Source organism: Bradyrhizobium sp. dw_78 (assembly GCF_018449525.1).
Classification (GTDB): Bacteria; Pseudomonadota; Alphaproteobacteria; order Rhizobiales; family Xanthobacteraceae; genus Bradyrhizobium.
In genome coordinates this window covers 336737-360488 of the sequence record NZ_JAAVUS010000009.1, presented here as the reverse complement: position 1 = coordinate 360488, position 23752 = coordinate 336737, and the positions used below count along the sequence as shown (strand labels likewise).

At 61.8% G+C, this 23752-nt stretch carries 19 protein-coding genes and 2 pseudogenes; 13 read left to right on the top strand and 8 right to left on the bottom strand.

Translation table 11 applies throughout. The features are described from left to right. Window positions 1-951: 951 nt before the first annotated feature. Window positions 952-1652, bottom strand: a pseudogene (locus HB630_RS23305) (IS3 family transposase); the annotation flags it as partial. A gap of 232 nt (window positions 1653-1884) precedes the next feature. After that, a complete protein-coding gene (locus tag HB630_RS28790; protein WP_213774975.1) occupies window positions 1885-2541 on the bottom strand; it encodes a DUF4440 domain-containing protein in 657 nt (218 codons plus the stop codon). Window positions 2542-2997: 456 nt separating this feature from the next. Between HB630_RS28790 and HB630_RS23295 the strand changes: the two genes are divergently transcribed. The 6 genes from HB630_RS23295 to HB630_RS23270 all read left to right on the top strand — a co-directional run bounded on the left by HB630_RS23295 (window position 2998) and on the right by HB630_RS23270 (window position 10082). Continuing rightward, on the top strand, window positions 2998-4251 hold the full coding sequence (locus HB630_RS23295; RefSeq protein WP_213774974.1) for an ABC transporter substrate-binding protein: 1254 nt from the start codon (window positions 2998-3000) through the stop codon (window positions 4249-4251). Window positions 4252-4396: 145 nt separating this feature from the next. Next, a complete protein-coding gene (locus HB630_RS23290; protein WP_213774972.1) occupies window positions 4397-5260 on the top strand; it encodes a branched-chain amino acid ABC transporter permease in 864 nt (287 codons plus the stop codon). A 14-nt stretch (window positions 5261-5274) separates the two neighbouring features. Continuing rightward, on the top strand, window positions 5275-6267 hold the full coding sequence (locus tag HB630_RS23285) for a branched-chain amino acid ABC transporter permease (RefSeq protein ID WP_213774970.1): 993 nt from the start codon (window positions 5275-5277) through the stop codon (window positions 6265-6267). Beyond that, window positions 6257-7024: an ABC transporter ATP-binding protein gene (locus tag HB630_RS23280; RefSeq protein ID WP_213774968.1), complete on the top strand. Its 768-nt coding sequence runs from the start codon at window positions 6257-6259 to the stop codon at window positions 7022-7024. Before HB630_RS23285 ends, HB630_RS23280 begins: the two co-directional genes overlap by 11 nt. Further along, window positions 7021-7740 carry an ABC transporter ATP-binding protein gene (locus HB630_RS23275; protein ID WP_213774966.1) on the top strand — a complete coding sequence of 240 codons (720 nt, stop codon included), beginning with the start codon at window positions 7021-7023 and terminating at the stop codon, window positions 7738-7740. The genes HB630_RS23280 and HB630_RS23275 overlap by 4 nt, the downstream gene beginning before the upstream one ends. A gap of 56 nt (window positions 7741-7796) precedes the next feature. Beyond that, window positions 7797-10082, top strand: coding sequence for an arylsulfatase (locus HB630_RS23270; RefSeq protein WP_213774965.1), 2286 nt, complete (start codon window positions 7797-7799; stop codon window positions 10080-10082). 31 nt (window positions 10083-10113) lie between these two features. On the opposite strand, the gene HB630_RS23265 is transcribed toward HB630_RS23270, so the two are convergent. From HB630_RS23265 to HB630_RS23255, 3 genes are all read right to left on the bottom strand, one after another. Then, on the bottom strand, window positions 10114-10668 hold the full coding sequence (locus HB630_RS23265) for an invasion associated locus B family protein (protein WP_213775013.1): 555 nt from the start codon (window positions 10666-10668) through the stop codon (window positions 10114-10116). Window positions 10669-10756: 88 nt separating this feature from the next. After that, window positions 10757-13903: an efflux RND transporter permease subunit gene (locus HB630_RS23260; RefSeq protein WP_213774963.1), complete on the bottom strand. Its 3147-nt coding sequence runs from the start codon at window positions 13901-13903 to the stop codon at window positions 10757-10759. Further along, window positions 13900-15066 (bottom strand): efflux RND transporter periplasmic adaptor subunit, encoded by a 1167-nt coding sequence (locus tag HB630_RS23255; RefSeq protein WP_213774961.1) that lies wholly within the window; start codon window positions 15064-15066, stop codon window positions 13900-13902. The genes HB630_RS23260 and HB630_RS23255 overlap by 4 nt, the downstream gene beginning before the upstream one ends. Window positions 15067-15233: 167 nt before the next feature. On the opposite strand from HB630_RS23255, the gene HB630_RS23250 reads away from it, so the two are divergent. From HB630_RS23250 to HB630_RS23220, 7 genes are all read left to right on the top strand, one after another. Further along, on the top strand, window positions 15234-15692 hold the full coding sequence (locus HB630_RS23250) for a MarR family transcriptional regulator (protein WP_213774959.1): 459 nt from the start codon (window positions 15234-15236) through the stop codon (window positions 15690-15692). Window positions 15693-15899: 207 nt separating this feature from the next. Beyond that, window positions 15900-16139: a hypothetical protein gene (locus HB630_RS23245; protein ID WP_213774958.1), complete on the top strand. Its 240-nt coding sequence runs from the start codon at window positions 15900-15902 to the stop codon at window positions 16137-16139. A 252-nt stretch (window positions 16140-16391) separates the two neighbouring features. After that, entirely contained in the window at window positions 16392-18932 is a 2541-nt protein-coding gene (locus tag HB630_RS23240) for a TonB-dependent receptor (protein WP_213774956.1), read from the top strand. Between the two features lie 9 nt (window positions 18933-18941). Next, window positions 18942-19631 (top strand): Fe2+-dependent dioxygenase, encoded by a 690-nt coding sequence (locus HB630_RS23235; RefSeq protein WP_213774954.1) that lies wholly within the window; start codon window positions 18942-18944, stop codon window positions 19629-19631. After that, window positions 19628-20701, top strand: a complete 1074-nt coding sequence (gene exbB, locus HB630_RS23230; RefSeq protein ID WP_213774952.1) for a tonB-system energizer ExbB — start codon at window positions 19628-19630, stop codon at window positions 20699-20701. The genes HB630_RS23235 and exbB overlap by 4 nt, the downstream gene beginning before the upstream one ends. A 3-nt stretch (window positions 20702-20704) precedes the next feature. Then, entirely contained in the window at window positions 20705-21175 is a 471-nt protein-coding gene (exbD, locus tag HB630_RS23225; protein WP_213774950.1) for a TonB system transport protein ExbD, read from the top strand. Window positions 21176-21178: 3 nt separating this feature from the next. Beyond that, window positions 21179-21967: a TonB family protein gene (locus tag HB630_RS23220; RefSeq protein WP_213774948.1), complete on the top strand. Its 789-nt coding sequence runs from the start codon at window positions 21179-21181 to the stop codon at window positions 21965-21967. A gap of 61 nt (window positions 21968-22028) precedes the next feature. On the opposite strand, the gene HB630_RS23215 is transcribed toward HB630_RS23220, so the two are convergent. The 3 genes and pseudogenes from HB630_RS23215 to HB630_RS23205 all read right to left on the bottom strand — a co-directional run bounded on the left by HB630_RS23215 (window position 22029) and on the right by HB630_RS23205 (window position 23685). Continuing rightward, window positions 22029-22451: a hypothetical protein gene (locus HB630_RS23215; protein ID WP_249780992.1), complete on the bottom strand. Its 423-nt coding sequence runs from the start codon at window positions 22449-22451 to the stop codon at window positions 22029-22031. 86 nt (window positions 22452-22537) lie between these two features. After that, window positions 22538-23217 (bottom strand): annotated as a pseudogene (locus HB630_RS23210) (site-2 protease family protein). 60 nt (window positions 23218-23277) lie between these two features. Next, entirely contained in the window at window positions 23278-23685 is a 408-nt protein-coding gene (locus HB630_RS23205; RefSeq protein WP_213774946.1) for a GFA family protein, read from the bottom strand. Window positions 23686-23752 lie beyond the last annotated feature (67 nt).

Below are 23752 nucleotides of genomic sequence, written 5' to 3'. Positions count from 1 at the left end.
TCTAGAGCTTTGGGTTCGGGCCTCCCAATCCCACAGTATCGGCGTGATACCTCCCTGGCACCAACAGCGAGCACCAAGTTGCCGCCAGTAACGACCGACGCCGGATCTGAAAGGCATGTGCATTGTTGGTGCAGGGACAGTCTGGAACGGGATGAAGCCATCTCAACCATCGTGGTCGAACACCGCTGCGCCAACGAGCGAACCGGTAAAGATCTCACGTGGCACTTCTGTGTGCGCTGCCCGGAAGCGGGGCTTCGGGACTCGGCGTGACATGCCAAACGCTCACGTCAGAGCCAGCCTGCGCTTTGCAAACCGCCGGTAGATACCGACCGGCTTTACCGGCGGTAAAACATTCACACATCGAGCGGCACCGATGCGCTTTCCTGGCTTTCATCCGCAAGGGTTTGAAGGTGTAAAAAAGGCCCCAGTTAAGGGGCCTTTTTCGTTAGTGCAGGATCTTGTGCAGCAGGCTGTGATGCCGATGATGGTGATGATCGTGGCCTCGGCCTCTAGCGCTGGCAATCGAGGGTGCTGCGATTGCGACTGCGAGAATTGTAACAAGTGCGAGTGTAAGTGCCTTCATCCGAATTTCCTCCGTTGATTGGATAGACGCTTAGTAGGCTAAAAGCCTCAAGAGGAGGAAATAATTTTCTGAACGGCTGTTCATCGAATTGCCGTACCGTCAGGGAACCGGTTTCCAACTCTTCGGAAGCGCCGGACGCCTACGAAATTGTTCCAGGTTGGAACTATATTTCGGATCTTGGCAAATCCTGCACATGCGCAGCTTTTGCCGCACTATCGGCGCCGCCCGGTCAGAAGGACCAGAAACTGGTTCAGCAACGGTACCGGTTTTCGGCGACCTTCTGCAAATTTGCAGATTGTGAAGCTTTCGGCATGGAACCGAACTGCGGACATTCCGCAGTTCGGTTACGGTGACCTTGCCCCCAAGTTTTATCCAGTCTTGAGTTCGCCCTGACAGTTGGGTTTGCCCGGTTGGGCGGTGGTAGCGACGGGAGCTGGCGCGGAGCCATCGGCATAGCGCAGCGCCAGATCCCGGCGCGAGTGGGAGGTGAAGGCGAACTCGGACGGCGTCTTCCATCCGAACTGCGAGTGTGGTCGTGCGTCGTTGTAATCGGCCCGCCAGCATCCGAGCGCGACGCGAGCCTGGGCCAGCGACGTGAACAGCGTCTCGTTCAACAATTCATCCCGCAGACGGCCGTCGAAGCTCTCGATGAAGCATTCTGCATGGGCTTGCCCGGCGCGATGTAGTGCGATGCGACACGGCTCTGATCGGCCCATGTAAGGATGGCGTTGCTGGTCAGCTCGCTGCCATTGTCGCTGAACACCATCTTCGGGTTGCAGCGCTCCGTCATCAGCCGGTCCAGTTCCCGCGCCACCCGGGTGCCGGAGAGCGAAGTATCGGCCACCAGCGCCAGGCACTCGCGGGTGCAATCATCAACCACGGTGAGGACGCGGAAGCGGCGGCCATCGGTGAGCTGATCCGACACGAAGTCGAGCGACCAGCGCTCGTCGGCCGCCATCGGCACCGTCATCGGCGCTCTGGTCCCGATCGCCCGCTTGCGACCGCCGCGGCGGCGCACCGCAAGCTTCTCTTCCCGGTAGAGCCGGAACAGCTTCTTGTGGTTGATCACCTTTGGAGGTTCGGCTGCGATCACTATGGTCGGTAGACGGAAATTCTGCGTTCCAGTTTGGATCTGGGGATCCCTGCCGAATATTACCAATCAGAATCAGGATGAATCCCTGGGGATGGAATCCGTCCTGAGCCGGCGGTCCGGGGGCTCAACAGGACTCAGGTTTGGGACTCAGGACTCTTAGACTGGTCCGCGGATGCCGCAAGACCTGTCGGGGGCCGAACCGACCGGACTAATTTTTGTTTGGTGCCAAGCTCGGTCCGACAAGGCCCATGTGCCAACCATCAGGATCGTGGCGATAGACAGCAACAATGGTGCCGTGTTCTTCGTGCAGCGAGCCGTCAGGCCCTGGAACGTTGACAGAGAAACTATTTATACCGTAGCCGCCATCGCCTTGAACATGTACTTCGAGAACCTTAATCGCATGACCGCGCGCGCCCGAGGCAAAGCGCTTGACATAGTAGTCGCGGAGAGCGGCGCGCCCGCGCACGATGGGGCCGGCGGGCGATATCAGCACGCCATCTGCCGCATAGACTGACGCCATACCGTCCGGATCCTTGGCGGCATAGTTGGAATCATATTGATGGCCGAGTTCGGTTGCCGCTCGCATCAATTCCGTTTCAGCAACGCCGGCCGCGAGAGCAGAACCGTTGCTGATGCCGAATAGAACAGCGAATAGCGCGATCGCATTCAGTTTCTTCATCGTCCGTCTGCCCATCGGTTCTGATCTGTAATGATCTTGTGCGAACATTCGGGAGATACCTATACATGAAGGTGCTGAAGCGCGCTCCAGCTCATCTTCATTCGTCTCGATATTGTGATTGCGTGTCAGCCGGCGCGCCGCGATGGCTGAATTAGCTCGGCCGGCCTGAATGCGCGACTGGATCACCGAGGCCCACTTCCTCATCCGACGCCGCCGCCTTGCTGGGCCGAATTCGTTCACCCGATAAGCCGCCACAGTTCGGCGGCTTTTTCCTTGCTCACCGGCGGCTTCATGGCTCTGACGCCACTTCAATCCGAGGGAAAACCGAAATACCGGGCAGGGACAGGCGAGGCGAGCAGGCGCGACCCGGATGAGGGCACTGGAAGTCTGCGTTTGCTCCTTTAACGATGAACTGCCCCCTCCGACGTTGCCTATCCGAGCGGCAACCGTGCCTGGCCGGCCTGCGACCGCCGCACCTCACAAGCGATACTTGCGTGCAAAAATCGACGGCAACTTGCCGATGCCAGGCGGGCATGCAATGTTGACGTGCTAAAAAGAAAACGGCGAGGGCAACGATCCTCGTACGTCTCGGGTCCTCAAGAGGCCTGGCGGTGGATGGAAATGTTTCGGAGAGCTATCAGCATGAGATTTAAGCGTGTGCTTCGGCTGCTTTGCGCGGCCTCGATGTCTGTTGCGCTGGTCGGCGCAGCTTCAGCGCAGGACAAAACCGTCAAGATCGGCGCGGTCTTTCCGTTGAGCGGCAATGCCGCCAGCGCCGGAATCCATGCCAAGTTTGCGATCGAGACCGCGCTGGACATCATCAACAACCCGCATCCCGAGTTCGGCAATTTCCCGCTTGCCAATAATGCCGGATTGGCCGGTCTCGGCGGCGCCAAGGTCGAGGTGGTGTTCGCCGACAACCAGGGCAGCCCGGCGACGGGCCAGAACCAGGCGCTTCGCCTGATCACCGAAGAGAAGGTGGTCGCGCTGACCGGATCCTACCAGTCGGGCATCACCCTGACGGCGAGCGCGATTGCGGAGAAGTATGGCATTCCGTTCGTCAACGGTGAATCGGTCGCGGCCAATCTTACCGAGCGCGGTTTCAAATGGTTCTTCCGCGTCACGCCGGTGGCGACCGACTTCGCCAGGATTTATTTCGATTTTCTGAAGGAGATGAAGGCCGCCGGCGTCAAGACCGACAATGTCGCGCTGGTGCATGACAACACCGAATACGGCACCTCGGTCGCCAGCGTAATCACCAGCGTATTCAAGGAAAACGGCCAGAGCATCGCGCTGGACATTCCCTATGCCGTCAATGCGACCGATGTGCAGAGCCAGATCCTGCAACTCAAGGAGAAGCAGCCCGACGTCGTCATCATGATCGCCTACGCCTCCGACGCGATCCTTTACCAGAAGACGATGCAGTCGCTGGACTACAAGCCGCCGATGATGATCGCCGACGATTCCGGCTTTTCCGATCCGTCCTTCATCAAGGCGGTCGGCAAGATTTCACAAGGTGTGTTCAACCGCTCGTCGTGGAATGTCGGCCCGGCGGGCTCGCCGACTGCGATCATTGCCGACATGTACAAGAAGCGCAGCGGCGACGAGATGGACGACACCGCCGGACGCCAGATGCAGGCCTTCTTTGTGCTGTGCGAGGCGATCGACCGCGCCGGCTCGACCGATCCCGCCAAGATCCAGGCGGCGCTGAAGGCGACCGACCTCAAGCCCGATCAGCTCATGATGGGCTACAAGGGCGTGAAGTTCGACGACAAGGGCCAGAACATCCTTGCGTCGGGCCTCATCATCCAGTTGCAGGACGGCGAGAACTATGTCGCCGTTTGGCCGAAAGCCAATGCCGAGAAGGATCCGGTCCTTCCCTATAAGGGCTGGTAGCGGGATTTAAGGGGCGGGGACATCGTTTCCGCTCCTGTTTTTATGCTTGCCGGGGTTTTTGCATGGGGGCGAACGGCCGCGTTTCACCGCCGTCCGCCCGACACGGTCCCGGGGACAATCCTTCAATCGAAAGACGCGCGATTTCATGTCTTCCATTCTCGTTCAGGTGATCGTCGGCGGATTGTTGCTGGGCGCGGTGTATGCGCTGTTTTCTTCGGGCCTCACGCTGATCTGGGGCATGATGAACATCATCAATTTCGCGCATGGCGATTTCGTCATGCTCGGAATGTATGTCGCCTTCGTGATCTGGACGCTGTTCGGCGCGGGGCCGATTGTCGGCGCGCCGGTCGCCGTGCTGGTGCTGGCGACGCTCGGCATCATCGTCTATTTCGGGCTGATCCGCAGCATCATGAAAGGCCCGATGCTGGCCCAGATCCTCGGCACCTTCGGGCTTGCGCTGCTGTTGCGTTACGCCGTCTTCTGGTGGTTCGGCGCCAATTTTCTCTCGCTGCCGGAAAACATCGTCGGCGGCACGTATGACGTGTTCGGGATCCGGATCCAGGCCTCGCGGCTGCTCGCGGGCGTCGTTGCCCTGATCGTGACCGGTGGGCTGCATGTCCTGCTCACGCGCACCACGCTGGGCTCGAAGATGCTGGCGGTGGCCGAGGATTCCGCCGCCGCGCAATTGATGGGGATCCGCCCCGACAGCATGCAGGCGATCGCCTGGGCGATTGCGGCCGGCGTCACCGGTATCGCGGGTGCGCTGATCGCGACGTTCTTTTACATCGTGCCGACGGTCGGCGAGACCTTGGGGATTGTTGCTTTCGTTACGGTGTCGCTCGGTGGTTTCGGCAGTGTGCCGGGCGCGCTGGTGGCTGGCCTGTTGATCGGCGTGATCGAATCGCTGTCGGCCTACTGGATCGGCGCCGTCTACAAGGACATCGTCGTCTACTCGCTGTTCCTCTGCTTCCTCTGGTTCCGGCCGCAAGGCCTGATGGGGAAGGCTTGATGGGGAAGGACGCAATGCGCCGCTTGCTTTGGCCGTTGGTGGCGCTTGTCATCGCAATCGCCTATCCGTTTTTGTTCTCCACGCCGTTCGAGCAGCGGCTCGGCGCGCTGGTGCTGCTTTATGCGATTGCCGCGTCCGCCTGGAATATCGTCGGCGGCTATGCCGGTCAGGTCTCGGTCGGTCATGTCGTGTTCTTCGGCTGCGGCGCCTACGCCGCGATGGGGGCCTACGCGCATTTCGCGCTGTCGCCGCTGGTCGGCATTCCCGTCGGCATTATCGTCAGCGTCGCGATTGCCGCCGTGATCGGCGTGCCGACGCTGCGGCTGTCCGGCCATTATTTCAGTATGGCCACGATCGCGGTGGCCGAGCTCGTGAGGCTGATCGTCACCAACACCGACTATCTCGGCGCCGGCGTCGGCCTCAGCGGACCGACGGTGCCGCGCAACGTGTTCGATCTCTCGTTCGTTTCGGCGTTGCCCTATTACTATCTGTTCCTGGCCGTGCTGGTGCTGACGCTCGGCATTACCTGGTGGATGGCCGACAGCCGGATGGGCTTTTATCTGCGCGCGATCCGGGACTCCGAGCGGGCGGCGCGGTCGCTGGGCGCGCGCGCCAGCCGCGTCAAGCTGTACGCCTTCATGCTGAGCGCCGGCCTCACCAGCGTCGGCGGCACGCTTTACGCGACGATGTTCGGGTTCGTCGATCCGGATTCCGGGCTCGGCATCCTGATCTCCGTGAAGATGCTGATCATGGCGGCGCTGGGCGGCGCGGGCCTGTTGTTCGGACCGCTGGTCGGCGCGGCCATCCTGGTGCCGCTGGAGGAAATCTCCAACAATCTGCTCGGCGGCAAGGGGGCGGGCCTGACTTTCGTCCTGTATGGCGCGATCATCGTGCTGATCGCGCGTTTTCAGCCGGGCGGCATCCTGACATTGATCAACCGGCTCTGGACCCGGCGCAGCAAGCCGCCGGAGACCCAGGCGGCGGCGGGAGCGGTCCATGCTCCTTGAGGCACGCAACGTCACCAAAGCCTTTGGCAACTTCAAGGCCGTCGACGCGGCCTCGGTCAGGCTGGAGCAGGGCGACATTCTCGGCCTGATCGGTCCGAACGGCGCCGGTAAATCCACCTTCTTCAATTGCCTGACCGGCGATCTGAAGACGACCTCCGGCAAGGTCCTGTTCGAGGGCCGGGACATCACCGAGCTGACGCCGGAAGCCCGCGCGGATATCGGCCTCGCCCGGACGTTCCAGGTGCCGCAGACATTCGAAGGCATGACGGTGCTGGAGAATGTGATGATCGGCGCGTTTCTCCGCACCTCTCGTCGCGCGGAAGCCGAAACCAGGGCGCGTGCCGTGCTCGAACGTGTCGGCTTGAGCAGGCTGGCCGACGCCCCGGCGCGGTCGCTGGGCACGCCCGGCCGCAAGCGGCTGGAAATCGCCCGCGCATTGGCCACCGAACCCAAGATCCTCCTGCTCGACGAAGCGATGGCCGGCCTGACCCAGCGCGAGGTGCAACTGGCCATCGATCTGGTGCGCGACATTCATCGCTCCGGCGTGACGCTGGTGATCGTCGAGCACATCATGGAAGTGATCATGTCGCTGACGACGCACGTCGTGGTGTTTCATCAGGGCAAGGAGATCGCGCATGGTAGCCCGCGCGAGGTCACGGCCAATCCGGCCGTCATCGAAGCCTATCTCGGCAAGCGCGCCGCCAGGGCCGCCGCGGGCCATACACCGGCCGAACTGACGGGCGGATCTGGCACATGAGCACGCCCCTGCTCAAGATCGAGCATCTGGAGGTTCATTACGGCGACCTGATCGGCGTGTCCGATGTCTCGCTCGAAGTGGCCGAGGGCAGCGTCGTGGCGCTGCTCGGCTCCAATGGCGGCGGCAAGACCACGACACTCAACGCCATCGCCGGGCTGATCCCGGTGCATTCCGGATCGATTACGTTCCGGGGCGAGGGGATTGCCGGGCAGCCGGCCTACGCGATCGTGCGCAAGGGGCTGGCGCTGGCGCCGGAAGGCTGGCGGCTGTTCGTGCAGCAAAGCGTCGAAAACAACCTGTTGCTGGGCGCAACCCCGCTGCGCGACAAGTCGCGCGCGGCAGGCCTGCTTGAGCGTGTCTACGAAATCTTTCCAAGGCTCGCCGAGCGGCGCAGCCAGCGTGCTGGCACGATGTCCGGCGGCGAGCGCCAGATGCTGGCGGTGGGCCGGGCACTGATGAGCGATCCGAAATTGTTGATGCTGGACGAGCCGTCGCTGGGTCTCGCGCCGGCCGTGGTGGAGTCGATGTATGAGACGTTCGGGCGATTGCACAAGGAGGGGCTGACGATCCTGCTCGCCGAACAATCGATCGAACTGGCGCTGGAAGTCTCCGACTTCGCGACCGTGTTGCAGGTCGGCAAAAGCGTGTTGTCCGGCACCGCCGCCGCGCTTGCCGAAGATCCGCAGGTGCAGCGGGCCTATCTCGGCGCGGGCTGACATTTACGCGGCCGCGCTGGCGCGATAAAGCGCGCCGGACGGCAGGGAGCAAACCGATGAGCATTGGCGATACGCCGTTTGGCGGCACGATCGGCAAGACGATTGCAAGCTCGAAACCCTGGTGGCCATCCGCGCCAAAGCCGCCGGCTGGCGCGCCCAATATCCTGGTCGTTCTGTTCGACGACGTCGGCTTCTCCGATTTCGGTTGCTACGGCTCGCCGATCAGGACGCCGACCATCGACAGTCTCGCGGCCGAGGGCCTGCGTTACAGCGGCTTCCACACCACCGCGATGTGCTCGACCACGCGCGCGGCGTTGCTTACCGGGCGTAACCACCATTCGGTCGGCGTCGGCTGCCTCGCCAATTTCGACAGCGGTTATCCCGGCTACCGCGGCAAGATCGCGCGCGAGGCCGGCACGCTTGCCGAGATGCTGCGGGCGCACGGCTATCGCAACTACATGGTCGGCAAATGGCACGTCACCCCGCTGACCGAGAGTGGCGCGACCGGCCCGTTCGACGGCTGGCCGCTGGGCCGCGGCTTCGACCGGTTCTACGGTTTCCTCGATGCCGAGACCGATCAATACGCGCCGGAACTGGTCTCCGACAACACCCACATCGCGCCGCCCGGCACCTATGCCGGCGGCTATCATCTGACGACCGATCTGGTCGACCAGTCGATCCGCTTCATCGCCGATCATATCGCCGACCGACCCGATCTGCCCTGGCTGACCTGGCTCGCGCTCGGCGCCTGCCACGCGCCGCACCAGGCGCCCGCCGACATCATCAAAGGCTATGACGAGGTGTTCGCGCATGGCTGGGACGTCGAGCGCGAGCAGCGTCTGGCGCGGCAAAAGGCGATAGGGCTGGTGCCGCCGGAAACGAAAATGCCGCCGCGCAACGATGGCGTCAAAGCCTGGGACGAACACAGCGAGGACGAGAGGCGCGTCTTCACGCGGCTGCAATCGGCCTATGCCGGCATGCTCGATCACGCCGACCGCCATCTGGCGCGGCTGGTCGCGTTTCTCGACAAGGCCGGGCTTCGCGACGACACCTTGATCCTCGTGCTCTCGGACAATGGCGCGAGCCAGGAGGGCGGACCGCTCGGCTTCATCAATGCGATGGGGCCCTATAATTTCAGGCCGGAGCCGCTGGCGGAAAAGCTGCGGCGGCTTGACGATATCGGCGGGCCCGACACGCATAGCAATTTTCCGCACGGCTGGGCGATGGCGTCCAACACGCCGCTGCGCCGGTACAAGCAGAACACCCATGGCGGCGGCATCCGAGATCCCTTCGTGATGTCATGGCCGAAGCGGATCGCGGCCAAAGGCGAGTTGCGTCACCAGTTCGTCCACGCCTCCGATCTGACGCCGACCTTGCTCGAACTGGTTGGAATCGAGGCGCCCGCCGAGATCGCCGGCTGTCCGCAAATGCCGGTCGAGGGCGAAAGTTTTGCCCGCTCGATCTCGGACCCTTTGGCCCCTTCAAAAGCTTCCGCGCAATATTTCGAGATGTTCGGTCATCGCGGGCTCTGGCACGGCGGCTGGAAGGCCGTCGCCTACCATCCGCCGGGAACGCCGTTCGAGAACGACAAATGGGAGCTCTTCCATCTTGAGAGGGATTTCTCGGAAGTCGATGATCTCGCAGCGAAACAGCCGGAGCGGCTGGAGGAATTGATCAAGCTGTGGTGGAGCGAGGCGGAGAAGCACAATGTGCTGCCGCTGGACGACCGCTTTGGGCCGCGCTTCGCGGAGAACGCGGCCCGGTTCCATGGTCCGCGCCATCATTTCGTCTTTCACGCCGGCATGGGACACGTGCCGACCGATGTCGCGCCTGACGTGCGCAGCCGCAGCTACACCATCGAAGCCGATGTTGAGATTGGTGAGGCCGGTGCGGAAGGCGTCCTGATCGCGCACGGCGATGCCACCTCCGGCTACAGCCTCTATCTCAAGGACGGTTTCCTGGTGCATGACCTCAACATCGGCGGCGGTCATGAGATTGTCACCTCGGAGCGCAAGGTCCCCGCGGGCGCGCGCCGGCTCGGCGTGCGCGTCGAACGCCTGGTACGTCAGGAACCCCCGGCCAAGGGCGCGCGCACTGGGGTCAGTGCCTACACGCTATTGATCGATGGCGAGCCAGCAGGCTCCTTGCGGACGCAGCTTGGCTTCCACAATCTGATCTCGTGGTCCGGCCTCGATATCGGGCGCGATCGCGGCAGCCCGGTGTCGCATTATGATGCGCCGTTCGAATTCAGCGGGCGGCTGCTGCGGGTCACGGTCGCCATGCATGGCGACCAGAAGCTTGACGGCGACAGCGTCGGGAATGCCGAGATGGCCCGGCAGTGAGCGAGAGCCGGTCGATTGTCCGATCTTGCGATTATTTGATCTTGTCGTAGGCGGCTGCAAAGTCGGTCAGCGGCATCGGAATAGCGATCGTTTCCTTAGCGAGGTTCTGAAACGACACCTTGAGCTGCTTTCCTGACCTGAGCGCCGTCAGCACGTCCGGCGTGATTTGCGTGCTGGCGAAACAGCCGCGGTTTTCGCAGGTCTGGATCTGCAAATCGGTCGTCTTGCCGTCGTCGACCTGAAACGCAGCACCGCCGGGCAGGCTGATGCCGAGCGGCAATTGCGCCAGGATGACCGGCACGCGCGTGTCGCTGGGAACGCGAATATTGACCATCACCGCCACCTGGCCGGTCTTGCTGAAAACCGCCGTCTCCTCGACCGCGCATTCGAGCGGCGCGTTGCGGCTTGCGCTGCCGCAGCGTGCGGCCCAGCCGGATTGCGGTGCTGCGGCCGGCGAGGAGTCGGCCGCGGGTGGGGCTGGGGTTGCCGCGGTCTGCGCCGGGGCCGGCGTGCTGCTGGATTTGGGCGCCTTCTGGGCGTGAGCGAACCCGGCCAGACCGAAAGCCAGGGTCGCCAAGGCCACCATAGAAACCGTATTTTTCGCAGAAATCTTCACCGGCTCGTCTCCCACCACAATCGCGCTCCGGATGGGCCGGGCTGCCGTCAAAGTCAAGTCACTCGGCGGCTTCCTTGATCGAGCCGGGTTCGCCGCCGTGACGATCCCGCTCGCCGTCGTCGGACCGTCCCCAGTTCGCGAAGGCGTTCGAGAGCTTGTCGAGATAGAGATAGACCACCGGTGTCGTGAACAGCGTCAATGCCTGACTCACGATCAGGCCGCCGACCATCGCGTAACCGAGCGGCTGGCGGATTTCCGAGCCGGTGCCGGTGCCCAGCATCAGCGGCACGCCGCCCAGCATCGCCGCCATCGTCGTCATCATGATCGGACGAAACCGCAACAGCGCCGCCTGCCGGATCGATTGCTCCGGCGACAGATGCTGGTCGCGTTCGGCTGAGATCGCGAAGTCGACCATCATGATGCCGTTCTTCTTCACGATGCCGATCAGGAGGATGACGCCGATCAACGCGATCAGGCTGAAATCGTAGCCAAACGCCATCAGGATCGCCAGCGCGCCGACGCCGGCCGAGGGCAGGGTGGAGAGGATGGTGATCGGGTGAATATAGCTTTCGTAGAGAATGCCGAGGATCAGGTACACGACGACAAGGGCCGCCATGATCAGGAGCGGCACGGTGCCGAGCGATTGCTGGAATGCCTGCGCTGTGCCCTGGAAGCTTGAATTCAGCGTTTCTGGCGCGCCGAGGTCGGCCATCGCTTTCTGGATGGATTCGGTGGCCTGCCCAAGCGCGATGCCCTGGCCGAGGTTGAAGCTGATGGTGATGGCCGGGAACTGGCCCTGGTGGCTGATCGAAAGCGGACGAACCGGCACGCTGCTCCAGTTCGCGAACGTCGCCAACGGCACCTGCTCGCCGGTCGTCGGCGACTTGACATAGAGCTTGTTGAGGATGTCGAGGCTCTGCTGCAACTCGGGCAGGATTTCCAGGATCACATGGTAGCTGTTGAGCTGGGTGAAATACTGCGTCACCTCGCGCTGCCCGAATGCGTCGTACAGCGTGTCGTCGATCAATTGCGGCGTGATGCCATAACGCGATGCGGTGTCGCGGTTGATGTTCAGTTGCAGCGTGGTGCCTTCGCTCTGCTGGTCGGTCGCGACGTCGCGCAACTCGGGCAGGGTCTGCATCCTGGCCAGGATCTTCGGCGCCCATTCGCTGAGCTCGTCCAGATTGGCGTCCTGCAGCGTGAACTCGAATTGCGTTCGCGTCGGCCGGCCGCCGAGCCGCACGTCCTGCGCCGCCTGCATGAACAGCTTCGCGCCCTGGACCTGTTCGAGCTTGGGACGCAGGCGGGAAATGATCTGCATCGCATTGGCGCTGCGTTCTTCGCGCGGCTTCAGCGTAATGAAGATATTTCCGTTGTTGCCGGCCCGGCCGCTGCCGCCGATGTTCATGGCCACGCTGGCGACGTCGGGGTCGGACAGCACGATCTTGCCGAGTGCTTCCTGCCGCTCCTTCATGGCGGCAAAGGAAATATCCTGTGAAGCTTCCGACGTGCCTGAAATCAGGCCGACGTCCTGCTGGGGAAAGAAGCCCTTGGGAATGATGATGAACAGGTAGACCGACAGCGCCAGTGTCGCGAAGAAGATCATCAGCGTCGTGAAGCGCCAGCGCAGCGCGACGTCGAGGGCGCGCTCATAGGCGTGGAGCATCGCATCGAAACCGCGCTCGCTCCACTGGTAGAAGCGGCCGTGCTTCTCTTCGCTATGCACGCGCAGGAACCGGGACGCCATCATCGGCGTCAGCGACAGCGACACTACCATCGAGACGAAAATCGTCATCGTCAGGGTCACTGCGAATTCGCGGAACAGGCGTCCGATGATGCCGCCCATCAGGAGCAGCGGGATCAGCACAGCGACCAGCGAAATGCTGATCGAGACGATGGTGAAGCCGATTTCGCTGGAACCCTTGAGCGCCGCGGCGAGCGGCTTTTCGCCTTCCTCGATATAGCGGGTGATGTTCTCCAGCATCACGATGGCGTCGTCGACCACGAATCCGACGGCGATGGTCAGGGCCATCAACGACAGATTGTCGAGCGTGTAGCCGAATACCCACATCAGCGCGCAGGCGCCGAGCAATGCGAGCGGAACCGTCACGGTCGGAATGACGGTTGCCCAGAAACTGCGCAGGAACAGGAAGATGACCATGACGACCAGCGCGATGGTCAGCAGCAGCGTGAACTGCACGTCCTTGACCGCGGCGCGGATGGTCTGGGTGCGGTCGCTGATGACCGCGATCTTGATCGCGGGCGGGATCGCGGCCACCAGCCTCGGCAGCAGCGATTTGATCTTGTCGACGGTGTCGATGACGTTGGCGCCGGGTTGCTTGTAGACCACCAGGAACACGCCGCGCTTGCCGTTGGCCCATGCCGCCTGCTTGGCGTCTTCGGGACCGGTCACGGCCGTGCCGATATCGCGAATCCGCAACGGTCCGCCATTGCGGTAGGCGACGATGACGTCGTTCCAGTCCTTGGAATCCAGCAACTGATCGTTGGCGTAGATCGTGTAGGCTTTCGTTGTGCCGTCGATATTGCCTTTCGGGCTGTCGACGGTCGTGTTCGTGATGACGGTGCGGACGTCTTCCAGCGACAGTCCTTTGGCGACCAGTTTCGCCGGATCGATCTGAACGCGGATCGACGGCTTTTGCTGACCGCCGATGGTGACCTGCGCGACGCCGGAAATCTGGCTGATCTGCTGCGCGAGCTGGGCGTCCACGGCGTCGCTGACCGTGGTCAGCGGCAGCGAGTCCGACGTTGCCGACAACAGCAAGATCGGCGAGTCTGCCGGGTTGACCTTGCGGTAGGTCGGCGGCGAGGGCAGGCTCTTCGGCAATTGTCCGCTGGCGGCGTTGATGCCGCCCTGCACGTCGTTGGCGGCGCCGTCGATGCTGCGGTTGAGGTCGAACTGGATGGTGACGGCCGCGGTGCCCAGATAGCTCGTCGAGGTCATCTGGGCGATGCCGGGAATCTGCGCGAACTGCCGCTCCAGCGGCTGCGCCACCGACGAGGCCATGGTCTCGGGGCTGGCGCCGGGCAATGTCGCGGTGATCTGGATGGTCGGGAAGTCGACCTGGGGCAGCGGAGCGACCGGCAGCAGCGGATAGGCGACGAGGCCGACGAACAGAATGCCGGCCATCATCAACGATGTGCCGATGGGATAGCGGATAAAAGGTGCCGAAATCCCTTCGCTCATTCAGACTGAACCTTGGGTTGGGCGGGATCCGAACTGGCCACCGCCGAACTGACGAGGGTGCCGGGCGAGACCTTGTACTGGCCCGCCGTGATCACGCGCTGTCCCGGCGACAGTCCTTCGGCGACCACCGAACGGCCGTCGATCGACTGGCTGACCTTGACCTTGTTCAGCACCGCCTTGTTGTCCTGATCGACCGAATAGGCATAAAGGCCGTTGGTGCTGTGCTGGATCGCATCGTCCGGAACCACGGTGGCGTCCTTCAGCGTATTCACCAGCAGCCGGGTCGAGACCGACTGACCCGGCCACAAATTATGGTCCTTGTTATCGAATACCGCCTTGAGGCGGATCGTTCCGCTGGTGGAGTCGACCTGGTTGTTGATCACCGCCAGCGTCCCCTCGGCCAAAGGCTTCTTGCCGTCGGTCGTGATCGCGATGACTCGGAGCGGCCGGATCGCCTGCGCTGCCGTTATAGCGGGTAACTGCTCTTCGGGCGCGGTGAAAATGACGGCAATCGGTTCCACCTGGGCGACCGTCACGATGCCGGTCTGGGTCGAGGCGTTGACGATATTGCCGATGTCGACCTGGCGTAGGCCCGCGACCCCCGGAATCGGTGATTTGATGGCGGTGTAGTCGAGCTGGGTCTGGGCGTTGGCGATCGCGGCCTGATCGGCCTCGATCTGCGCCGTCAATTGCTGAACGGTCGAGCGCTGGGTGTCGGTCTGCTGCTTGGTTGCGAACTCGCCCAATTGGGTAAAACGCTGAAGGTCCAGATTGGCGTTGGCGAGGTTGGCCTCGTCCTGGGCTTTCTTGGCTTTGGCCTGATCAAGCGTTGCCTGGTAGGGCCGGGGGTCGATCTCGACGAGCAGATCGCCTTCCTTGACCATCTGGCCTTCCTTGAAGGCGATCTTGTCGATCTGGCCGTCAACGCGGGTCCGCACTAGAACGGTATTGAAGCCCTGAACCGTTCCGAGCCCGGTCAGGTAGACCGGGAAGTCGGCTTTCTCGACCGGCGCGATGGTGACGCCGACGGCGCGCACCTTTTTTTGCGCTTCGGCCCGGGCCGCGGCTTCCTGGGCGCCACTGTAACGCTGCCAGCCATAATAACCTGCTGCCGCGATAGCCGCGATCAGCACAACCCAGGTAATCGTTCGCGATCTACTCATGATAGCCCGTGGTTACTTGGAACGGCCCGTCAGTTCAAAAACGAAATTACAGGGTCTTCAAAAGACTTGGTAGAGAGCCCAAATATAATACGCGTGCGTATAATGTGTAAACGCACTATGACTTGAAAATCCTAAACATTTGGACAGGTTCCGGAACCCCAGATTTCATGTCCCTCGATCTAAAACGTGAACTGGTCTCACAGCTTGTCGAAAGCTCGCGCTTGCTGCGCAACTTTATCGACCATCGCGCCAAGAGTCAGGGAACGACGCGCGCGCAGTGGATCGTTCTGTTCCGGTTGCGCGAACAGGAGGGGCTGTCGCAGGTCGATCTGGCGGATGTACTTGAACTACAGCCGATCTCGCTGGTGCGCCTGCTCGACCGCCTGGTCGAGCATGGCCTGGTCGAGCGGCGCCATGACCCGAAGGACCGGCGCGCCAACCGATTGTTCCTGACCGCAGCCGGCCGACAGCTCGTCGACGATCTCGACAGCCTGCGCGACTCCATCGCAACCGAGGTGTTGCAGGATGTTCCGTCGGCCTCGATCCAGGCCAGCCTCGATACGCTCCGCGATATCAAGGACCGGATCAAAAGCCTTGCCGATCCTGGTCATGTCGCCGCCAAATAGGCTTATCAACAAGTAAGCCTGCCAAGTCGTCAACGGACAGGTCGTCACTGACAGGCAGCGGCCGGCCAGCATGGGTGCGGGATGCGCCGACTCGCAATCTAAAAGCCTTCTAAATTCAAATCCGTCGATCCGGTTGTCACCGGGGCGGCTGTCATTCATATCGCGACGCGAAACTTTGCGCTGAACGTCGATGGCCGGGAGTACATGATGGATGAGTTGAACGGACGCATGATCGCCTGTCAGATCTTGATCACCGGCTTGATTGCGCGCGTTGCCAATGATTCGCCGGATCCGTTGCGATTTCTTACCGACTTTCGCGACGAGATCAGGGCCGTGGTGAAGGGAATCAAGATCGCAGGAATGGAAAACAGTGATCGTGTGCGGCAGACGGCGCAACAGACTGTCGATGAGTTGTTCTCGCTGATGAAGCCGCCGAGCGTCGATTGACGGAGATTCGCGCCAGCGTCGGCCGTAAAAGCCCGATTTTCAGCTAAATTCCAGGTCGGTTTTAGAATGCTTCAAATCTCAATTTAGAATGGTTTTAAACTCTAATTTAGAATCGTTTTGATCTGGATCGATTCAAGCATGCTGTGGTTGCATTCGCATTGACCCGATTTTTTGCGCCCGATAACCAACATGCAGTCGCTCATCGCTATGGGGTGCATGAGCGAACTGAATTTGGTCAGTGGGGCAGACATCATGAATACGGCAAAGATGCCGAGGTCACTGCGTCCGAACGCGGCGATCAACTCGGCTAGCGAAAAGTTTGACACCTATTCAGGCCGCAAGGTTTCGGCGGTCGCAGGCTTGATGGCCGTCGCTTCGTTTTCGAGCGCGGAAGCCCAGCAGAATCCTCTCCCTCCGGTGACCGTCGCGCCCTCTGTCGATCGTCCGCGTCCGGCTACCGCGAAGCCGACACCAGATCAGATCCGCGCCCGCAATGCCCTGCGCCGCGCGGCCCGCCGGACGCAGCCCACGCAGGCCGCGCCGGTGCCATTTCCCAACGCCGGCACCTTGAGCGCGGATCGCAACCCTTATGCGGATGCGGCGGCGCCCTACAAGGTCGATCACCTGCAGGCTTCCGGCAAATTTCCCGAGCCGCTCTTGAACACGCCGAAAACCGTCACCGTGCTCAGCAAGGAAGTGCTGGCGGACGAGAACGCCACGTCGTTGAAGCAGGCGGTCCTGAACACCGCCGGCGTGACGCTCGGAACCGGCGAGGGCGGCAACGCCTTTGGCGACCGGTTTTTCGTTCGCGGCTTCGACACCCGCAATGACGTCTTCATCGACGGCATCCGCGATTCCGGCGTCAGCGTCCGCGAGAATTTCTTCACCGAGCAGATCGAGATCCTGCGCGGTCCCGGCTCGTCATTCGCCGGCCGCGGCACCACGGGTGGCGCGATCAATATCGTCACCAAGCAGGCGACCACCGAAAACAGCTTCTACAACATGGATACGACGTTCGGGACGGACGCCACCAAGCGTGTCACGCTCGACGTCAACCAGGTGATCAACCCGACGCTGGCGATCCGCGCCGGCGGTGTGTTTCAGGACGCTGATGTTGCTGGCCGGAATTTCACCACGGATGATCGCGGCGGCGGCTTCGTGGCGCTGAAATGGACACCCGTGGACGCCGTGAAGGTCAGTGCCGACTACGTTCACACCGACATCCACGGATTGCCGGATTTCGGAGTGCCGTATTATCGGCCGGGATCCGTGGGAACCACCTTGGCCGGCGGCCTGCCGTTTACGACCACGGCCGGCGGACCGTTCCCGAGTTATGGCGTCAATCGCGACAATTTCTACGGTTTCGCCAACCGCGATTTCTACTCGGTGCATCAGGACATCGGCACGCTCAACACCGAAGTCCAGATCAACCCCGATTTGGTTATCAGCGACAAGGTAAGGGCGTCGCACTCGCTGCTGAACTACATCGGGACGATTCCTGAATCGCCCGTCAACGCGAGCGGAACATTTACCGCCAATCCTCAGAGTCGCTACCAGCCGACTGACGTGGTCGATAACCAGACCGAGGCGACCTACAAGTTCGACACCGATGGCTGGCATCACACCGCGGTTGCTGGCGTCGAAGTGTCCCGCGAGACCTCCAGCATCGACTCTTATACCGGCCTGACTTCAGAAGCCGTTGGCAACGCCTATAGCGGCAGTGGATCTCCGACCAGCGTCAGTATCTACAATCCACAATACACGCTTGCGCCGTTTCCAACGCCATCGCTTACAGGGGTGCCGACGAAGATCGCTATCGACACCACGAGCGGCTATTTGATGGATAGCGTGAATTACCGTGATGTCCTGATCCTTAATGGTGGCGTTCGCTACGACGATTACAATTTGAAGGTAAGTGGCTTCGGCTCGTCGGGTGGTGTTCCAAATCTCAACTCTTGGGGGGCGCCAGCCGCGGAATTTGGGATGCCAAACTTCAATTTGGGCCTCACCCTGAAGCCACTCCCGATTACCAGTGTCTATGCCGCCTATGCGACGTCATCGGACCCGGTGGGTTCCGAATTTGATGGCACCAGCGCGAACTATGGAGGTGTGGCGCCCGTTATCGCCGGCAACTCGAACCAGATATTTGGGCCAATGAAGAATTCGGCGATCGAGGTTGGCAATAAATGGGAGTTGTTTGATCGTCATCTGCTGGTGAGCGGCGCACTATTCCAGACCGATGTCACCAACGCGCGTGAGTCAGTTAACGTAACACAGAACGGTCAAAACGTTCCGATCATCTCAGCCGGTGCAGCCTATCAAATTCGCGGGGTCGACCTCGAAGTCAGTGGCAAGATCACTGACAAATGGAGTGTGTTCGGCGGTCTGGTGCTGATGCACTCGGAGGTGACGAAGTCGCTGGTTTCCCCGGCCAACACCGCATTGTACTCCACCAATGTTGGCCTGCCGCTTGCCAACATCGCCAATCAGTCGTTCAGCCTGCTCAGCAAATATCAGATCGACGACAGGTGGGAGGTTGGCGGACAGGCCGTCTATCGTTCCAAGATGTACGGCGGCACCTTGCTTGCCGCCAACCAGGGAACGTCGATCCCGAGCTTCTGGCGTTTCGATGCGTTCGCCGAGGCGAAGATCGACAAGAACTGGACGGTGAAGCTGTTCGTCAACAACATCTTCAACAAGCTCTACTACCTCGGACTGTATCAGAGCGCGACCCCGTTCGTTCTGGAAGCGCCCGGCCGCACGGCGTCCGTGATGATCTCGGCGAGGTTCTGACATCCGATCATGCTGATCTGTGTTCCCAATGTGCTGAGCAAGAGTGATGTGGCGGATTTCCGCCGCATCATGGACGAGAGTGCGTGGGAGGACGGACGCTCGACCGCCGGCGCGCAGTCGGCGATGGTGAAGCGTAACGAACAATTGCCGCCCGACAGCGAGGTTGCCCGCAAGCTCGGCAATCGCATTGTCTCGGCGCTGACGGCCAATCCGCGGTTCATCTCCGCCGCGGTGCCGCTGCAGATCTTCCCGCCCTTGTTCAACCGTTACGCGGCCACCGGCGGTCACCATTTCGGAATCCACGTCGATAACGCGGTCCGCGGCGATCATCTGACCGGGTTGCGCATCCGCACCGATCTGTCGGTCACGTTATTTTTATCGGAGCCGGACGAATACGACGGCGGCGAGCTTGTCGTCGAAGATCTCTACGGATCGCATGAAATCAAGCTGCCCGCAGGCGATCTCGTACTTTATCCTGCGTCTAGTTTGCATATGGTCACGCCGGTAACGAGAGGCGCGCGCGTTGCGTCTTTTTTCTGGCTGCAGAGCATGATACGGGATGCCAATGCCCGCAGCCTGATTTTCGACCTCGACACCGCGATTCAGGCTCTGGTGCCGCGTCTCGGAAGAGACGACCCTGAAACGGTCAAATTGACCGGCATCTATCACAATCTGATCCGCTACTGGGCCGAAGTATGAACATCTTACCGTTCCGCGCGATAGGCGCCGCAATCCTGGCGCTGGCGATGCTTACGTCTGTATCGCCACTGTTCGCGCAGCAGAATATCGTCCCGGCGGCCCAGCAGGCCCAAACCCAGGCTCAGGGCTCGCCGCAGGCTCCGGCGATATCGCGGCCGCCTGTTACCGCGACGCAACCGGCGGCACCGGCGCAGGCCGCTGTTTCCGCACCGGCGTCTGCTTCGTCATCGATGGTCCAGGCGCTGCCGCCTCCTGCCGCGCCATCAAATGCTGCTCAGCCCGCAACCGCCGCCCAGTCCGTCGCGGCGCCGGCGGCCTCCGATGCGACCGCTTCCGCGGATGGCGCTGGCCGGGCGCTGAAGTCCGGAATCGTGGTGCCGTACGAATTGTCGCCCTGGTCGATGTTCCTGTCGGCGGACATCATCGTCAAGATCGTCATGGTCGGGCTGGCCTTGGCCTCGCTGGCGACCTGGACCATCTTCATCGCCAAGACGATCGAATTGTCGGTGATCCAGACCAGGGTGCGCGCGGCGCTGGCCAGGATCAAGGATTCGCGATCGCTGGCGGAGGCGCAGTTCGCGCTGGGCGCCAAGGACAGCGTATTGTCGGCGTTGCTCGCCGCGGCGATGAACGAGGCGCGGTTGTCGGCGGGCATTTCTAGCGATGACGGCATCAAGGAACGCGCCGCATCGAGCTTTGCCGAAATCGTTCGCGCCGAAGGGCGCCGGATCAGGATCGGCATGGGACTGCTGGCCAGTATCGGCGCGACGTCGCCGTTCGTCGGCCTGTTCGGTACCGTCTGGGGCATCATGAACAGCTTTATCGGCATCTCGAAATCGCAGACGACGAATCTCGCGGTGGTCGCGCCGGGCATTGCCGAAGCGCTGCTGGCCACCGCGATCGGCCTGGTTGCCGCGATCCCGGCGGTCATCATCTACAACCACTTTGCGCGCCTGACCAAATCCTATCTCGAACTGGTCAGCCGCGCGTCCGGCGCCGCAGCGCGGTTGCTGTCGCGCGATCTCGATCGTACCCATAGCAGCACGCGTTCACGCACCGCGGCGGAGTAGGCGATGGCCATCGCGCTCGGAAATGGCGACCTGGATGACGATGACGATTTCGGCGAGACGCATGACATCAACGTCACGCCCTTCATCGATGTCATTCTTGTTCTTCTGATCATCTTCATGGTGGCGGCGCCGCTGTCGACCGTCGACCTTCCGATCGATCTACCGACCTCGACCGCGAACCCGCAGAAGAAGCCGGACAAGCCGGTCTATGTCAGCATCAAGCCCGACCTGACGCTGGCGATCGGGGAAACCTCGGTCAAGCGCACCGATCTGATCAACACGCTCGATTCCTCGTCCGCAAGCAATCCGCAACGGCTGGTGTTCGTTCGCGCCGACCGCCAGGTGCCTTATGGCGAATTGATGGACGTGCTCGAACTGCTGCGCAAGGGAAACTACCGGATGAAACTGGTGGCGCTCGAGGGCGTTCCGGATGATTCCGCGCAGCCATCCGCGTCCCAAAGCCCCAAACCTTAGCCCATGTCCGACCTGGTGCTTGAGCAAAAACCGTCCCGGCGGCTCTGGATTTTAGCCGCCGTCGGCGCGCTGGCGCTTCATCTCGGCGGCGCGGCGCTCGCGGTCGCGCATATGTCGTCCGACGACGGCGACGATTCCCTCGGCGCCAATGCGGTTGAAGTCGGGGTCGAACTGGAATCGCCGCATGTCGAGGACAGCGATTTGCCGCCGGGCCCGGACGCCGACGCCTCGGTCGCCTCGCCGGCGCTCGCGGAGCAGAAGGCCGAAATCAAGCCGACCGATCTGCCGCAGGACACGCCGGACGAGAGCGAGGATCCCGATCGCGTCGTGACGGAGAACCAAGCCAAGAAACCGACCGAAGACGATCCGAAAGTCGAGACCGTGCAGACCGCGGCTTCACAGGAATCGGTCGCGCAGGAGGCGACCGCTCGGCAGACGTTGGAAGATTCGCGCGAATCCGAGGCGGTGAAGGCGCCTAACCTCGGCATCGGCAAGGACAAGCTGAAGCTCACGGCGGATTGGGGCCGGCAGATCAGCGCCTATTTCGAGCTTCACAAGCGCTATCCCAAAGTCGAGAAAAGCAAGGACGCCAAGGTCAAGGTGAATTTGGTGCTGAATCGCCTTGGCCACGTCGTCTCCGTCAACGTTCTGGAATCATCCGGAGATCCGCTTTACGATGAAGCGGCCATTTCCATGGTCCAGCGGTCCGACCCGGTGCCGCGCCCGCCTGCGAAATTGACCGATGACGAGTTCCATTACAGCCTGGACGTTAATTTCAAGGCCAACAAATAGCGCATGATCCGGAAAGCGGGCGGGGATTCCGGTTCGCGTGAAGAAGGCGCGTCAACAGACTCTATCGCCAGAAATATCGAAACCCGACATAGACGACGACAAGGCAGGCGAAAATCAGCGCCACAGGCAGCCTGGGTTTTCCGCTCGCGCCGCCTTTGTTCTTTGATCGTTGCGGCGACGGGCGTTTGAACGCCGTGACGTTGTCGGTCACCGGCTCCTGCAAATGGGCCCGGATGTCGGGGGGCGTGCCATGTCCGCCCATCTCGGCGTAATAAGCCCGGTACATCAGGTTGATGGTGGTATCGGTCGCCTCGGGTTCCGCTGTTTTATCGAGTAGCGCCTTGTAGCTGGCGAGAAAGTGCTGGGCTTCGACGGGCAGCGTGTCGGCGCCGTTCAATTTGGCCATCATTTTCCAGGTTGCGAAGTCCGTCCGGGCCTTGGTATCGGCCCGTCGCGCAATCAACATGTCGGCCGCTTTGATCAAGGTCGCCTCATGCTCGAACAAAAAATAAAGAGATGGATGACGATTCGAAGAAAAGTCATCCACTCTAATCGACGGGTCTAGCTGAACTACGCGTTCCCGGTGACCACGAGAAGTAGCCGGATCACATAGCCGGTCGCCGTTCGCAGTATCGCCGAAATCACATCAAGATTTAGACCGAGCTGGCTGTCTGCCAAGGCAGGATGATCAGAAGTCCGATCAGGATCAGCATGCCATAGGGTTCCAGCCGGGAAAGCGGCATTGCCAGCACATTCGGCAGCAGGCCGACCGCGACCCGGCCGCCGTCGAGCGGCGGAATCGGTATCATGTTGAAAATGGCGAGTACGACGTTGATAACGAGGGCATTTTTGAGGTTGTCGGCGATCCACGCCGCGGCGTTGGGCGGAGCATAGTCCAGCAGATGGAAGGCCGCCGCCGCAACCAGAGCGAGCACGATGTTGGTGGCGGGTCCGGCCAGCGCCACCCAGACGCTGTCGATCCGGGGATGGTTCAGCCTGCGAAAATTTACCGGTACCGGCTTGGCATAGCCGAACAGGAACGGCGAGTGGGACAGCAACAGGAAGGCCGGCAACAATAGCGTGCCGAACGGATCGATATGCTTGAGCGGGTTGAAACTGACCCGGCCGAGATGCCAGGCCGTATCGTCGCCGAGCCGGTGCGCGACAAAGCCGTGGGCGGCCTCGTGGAAGGTGATGGCGATCACGAGCGGCACCACCCAGACCGATACCGCATAGATGGTGCTGTTCATGGGGATCGATTCGTTCCGGGAGGGGGCAACTGGCGGGGCGATGTCTACCACGCCTTCGCATTAACCTGGAACCGCTTCCGGATATTGCGGCAAGCCGTCGTCGAGCCGCACCCAATCGATCTTTTCGGAAGTCCAGATGTGTGCGGTGGGCTCGAAAACGTTGTGGTCGTCGAACGCGGCCAGCGCAACCCCTGCCACCGTTCCGTTGCTGCGCCAGGCAAACAGCCGGGTGCCACAGGTCTTGCAGAAAATACGGTCGAGCGCCTCCGAGGAGGCATAGCGGCCGACTTCGCCGTCCACCGTCAGCGCGCTCTGTTCGAACAGGGCGCGGGCGAAGAACGGCGCCCCCGTCGCCTTCTGGCAGTTGCGGCAGTGACAGATGCGGACGTTGACCGGTTCGCCTTTCGCCCTGAAGCGGACCGCGCCGCACAGGCAGCCGCCCTCCCGGACGGTGACGGCTCCGCTCACGACAAGTCCCTCGACGGCATGATCTCCATCGTCCCGACCGGAGCGGCCGCATTGGCGCAAAGCGGAA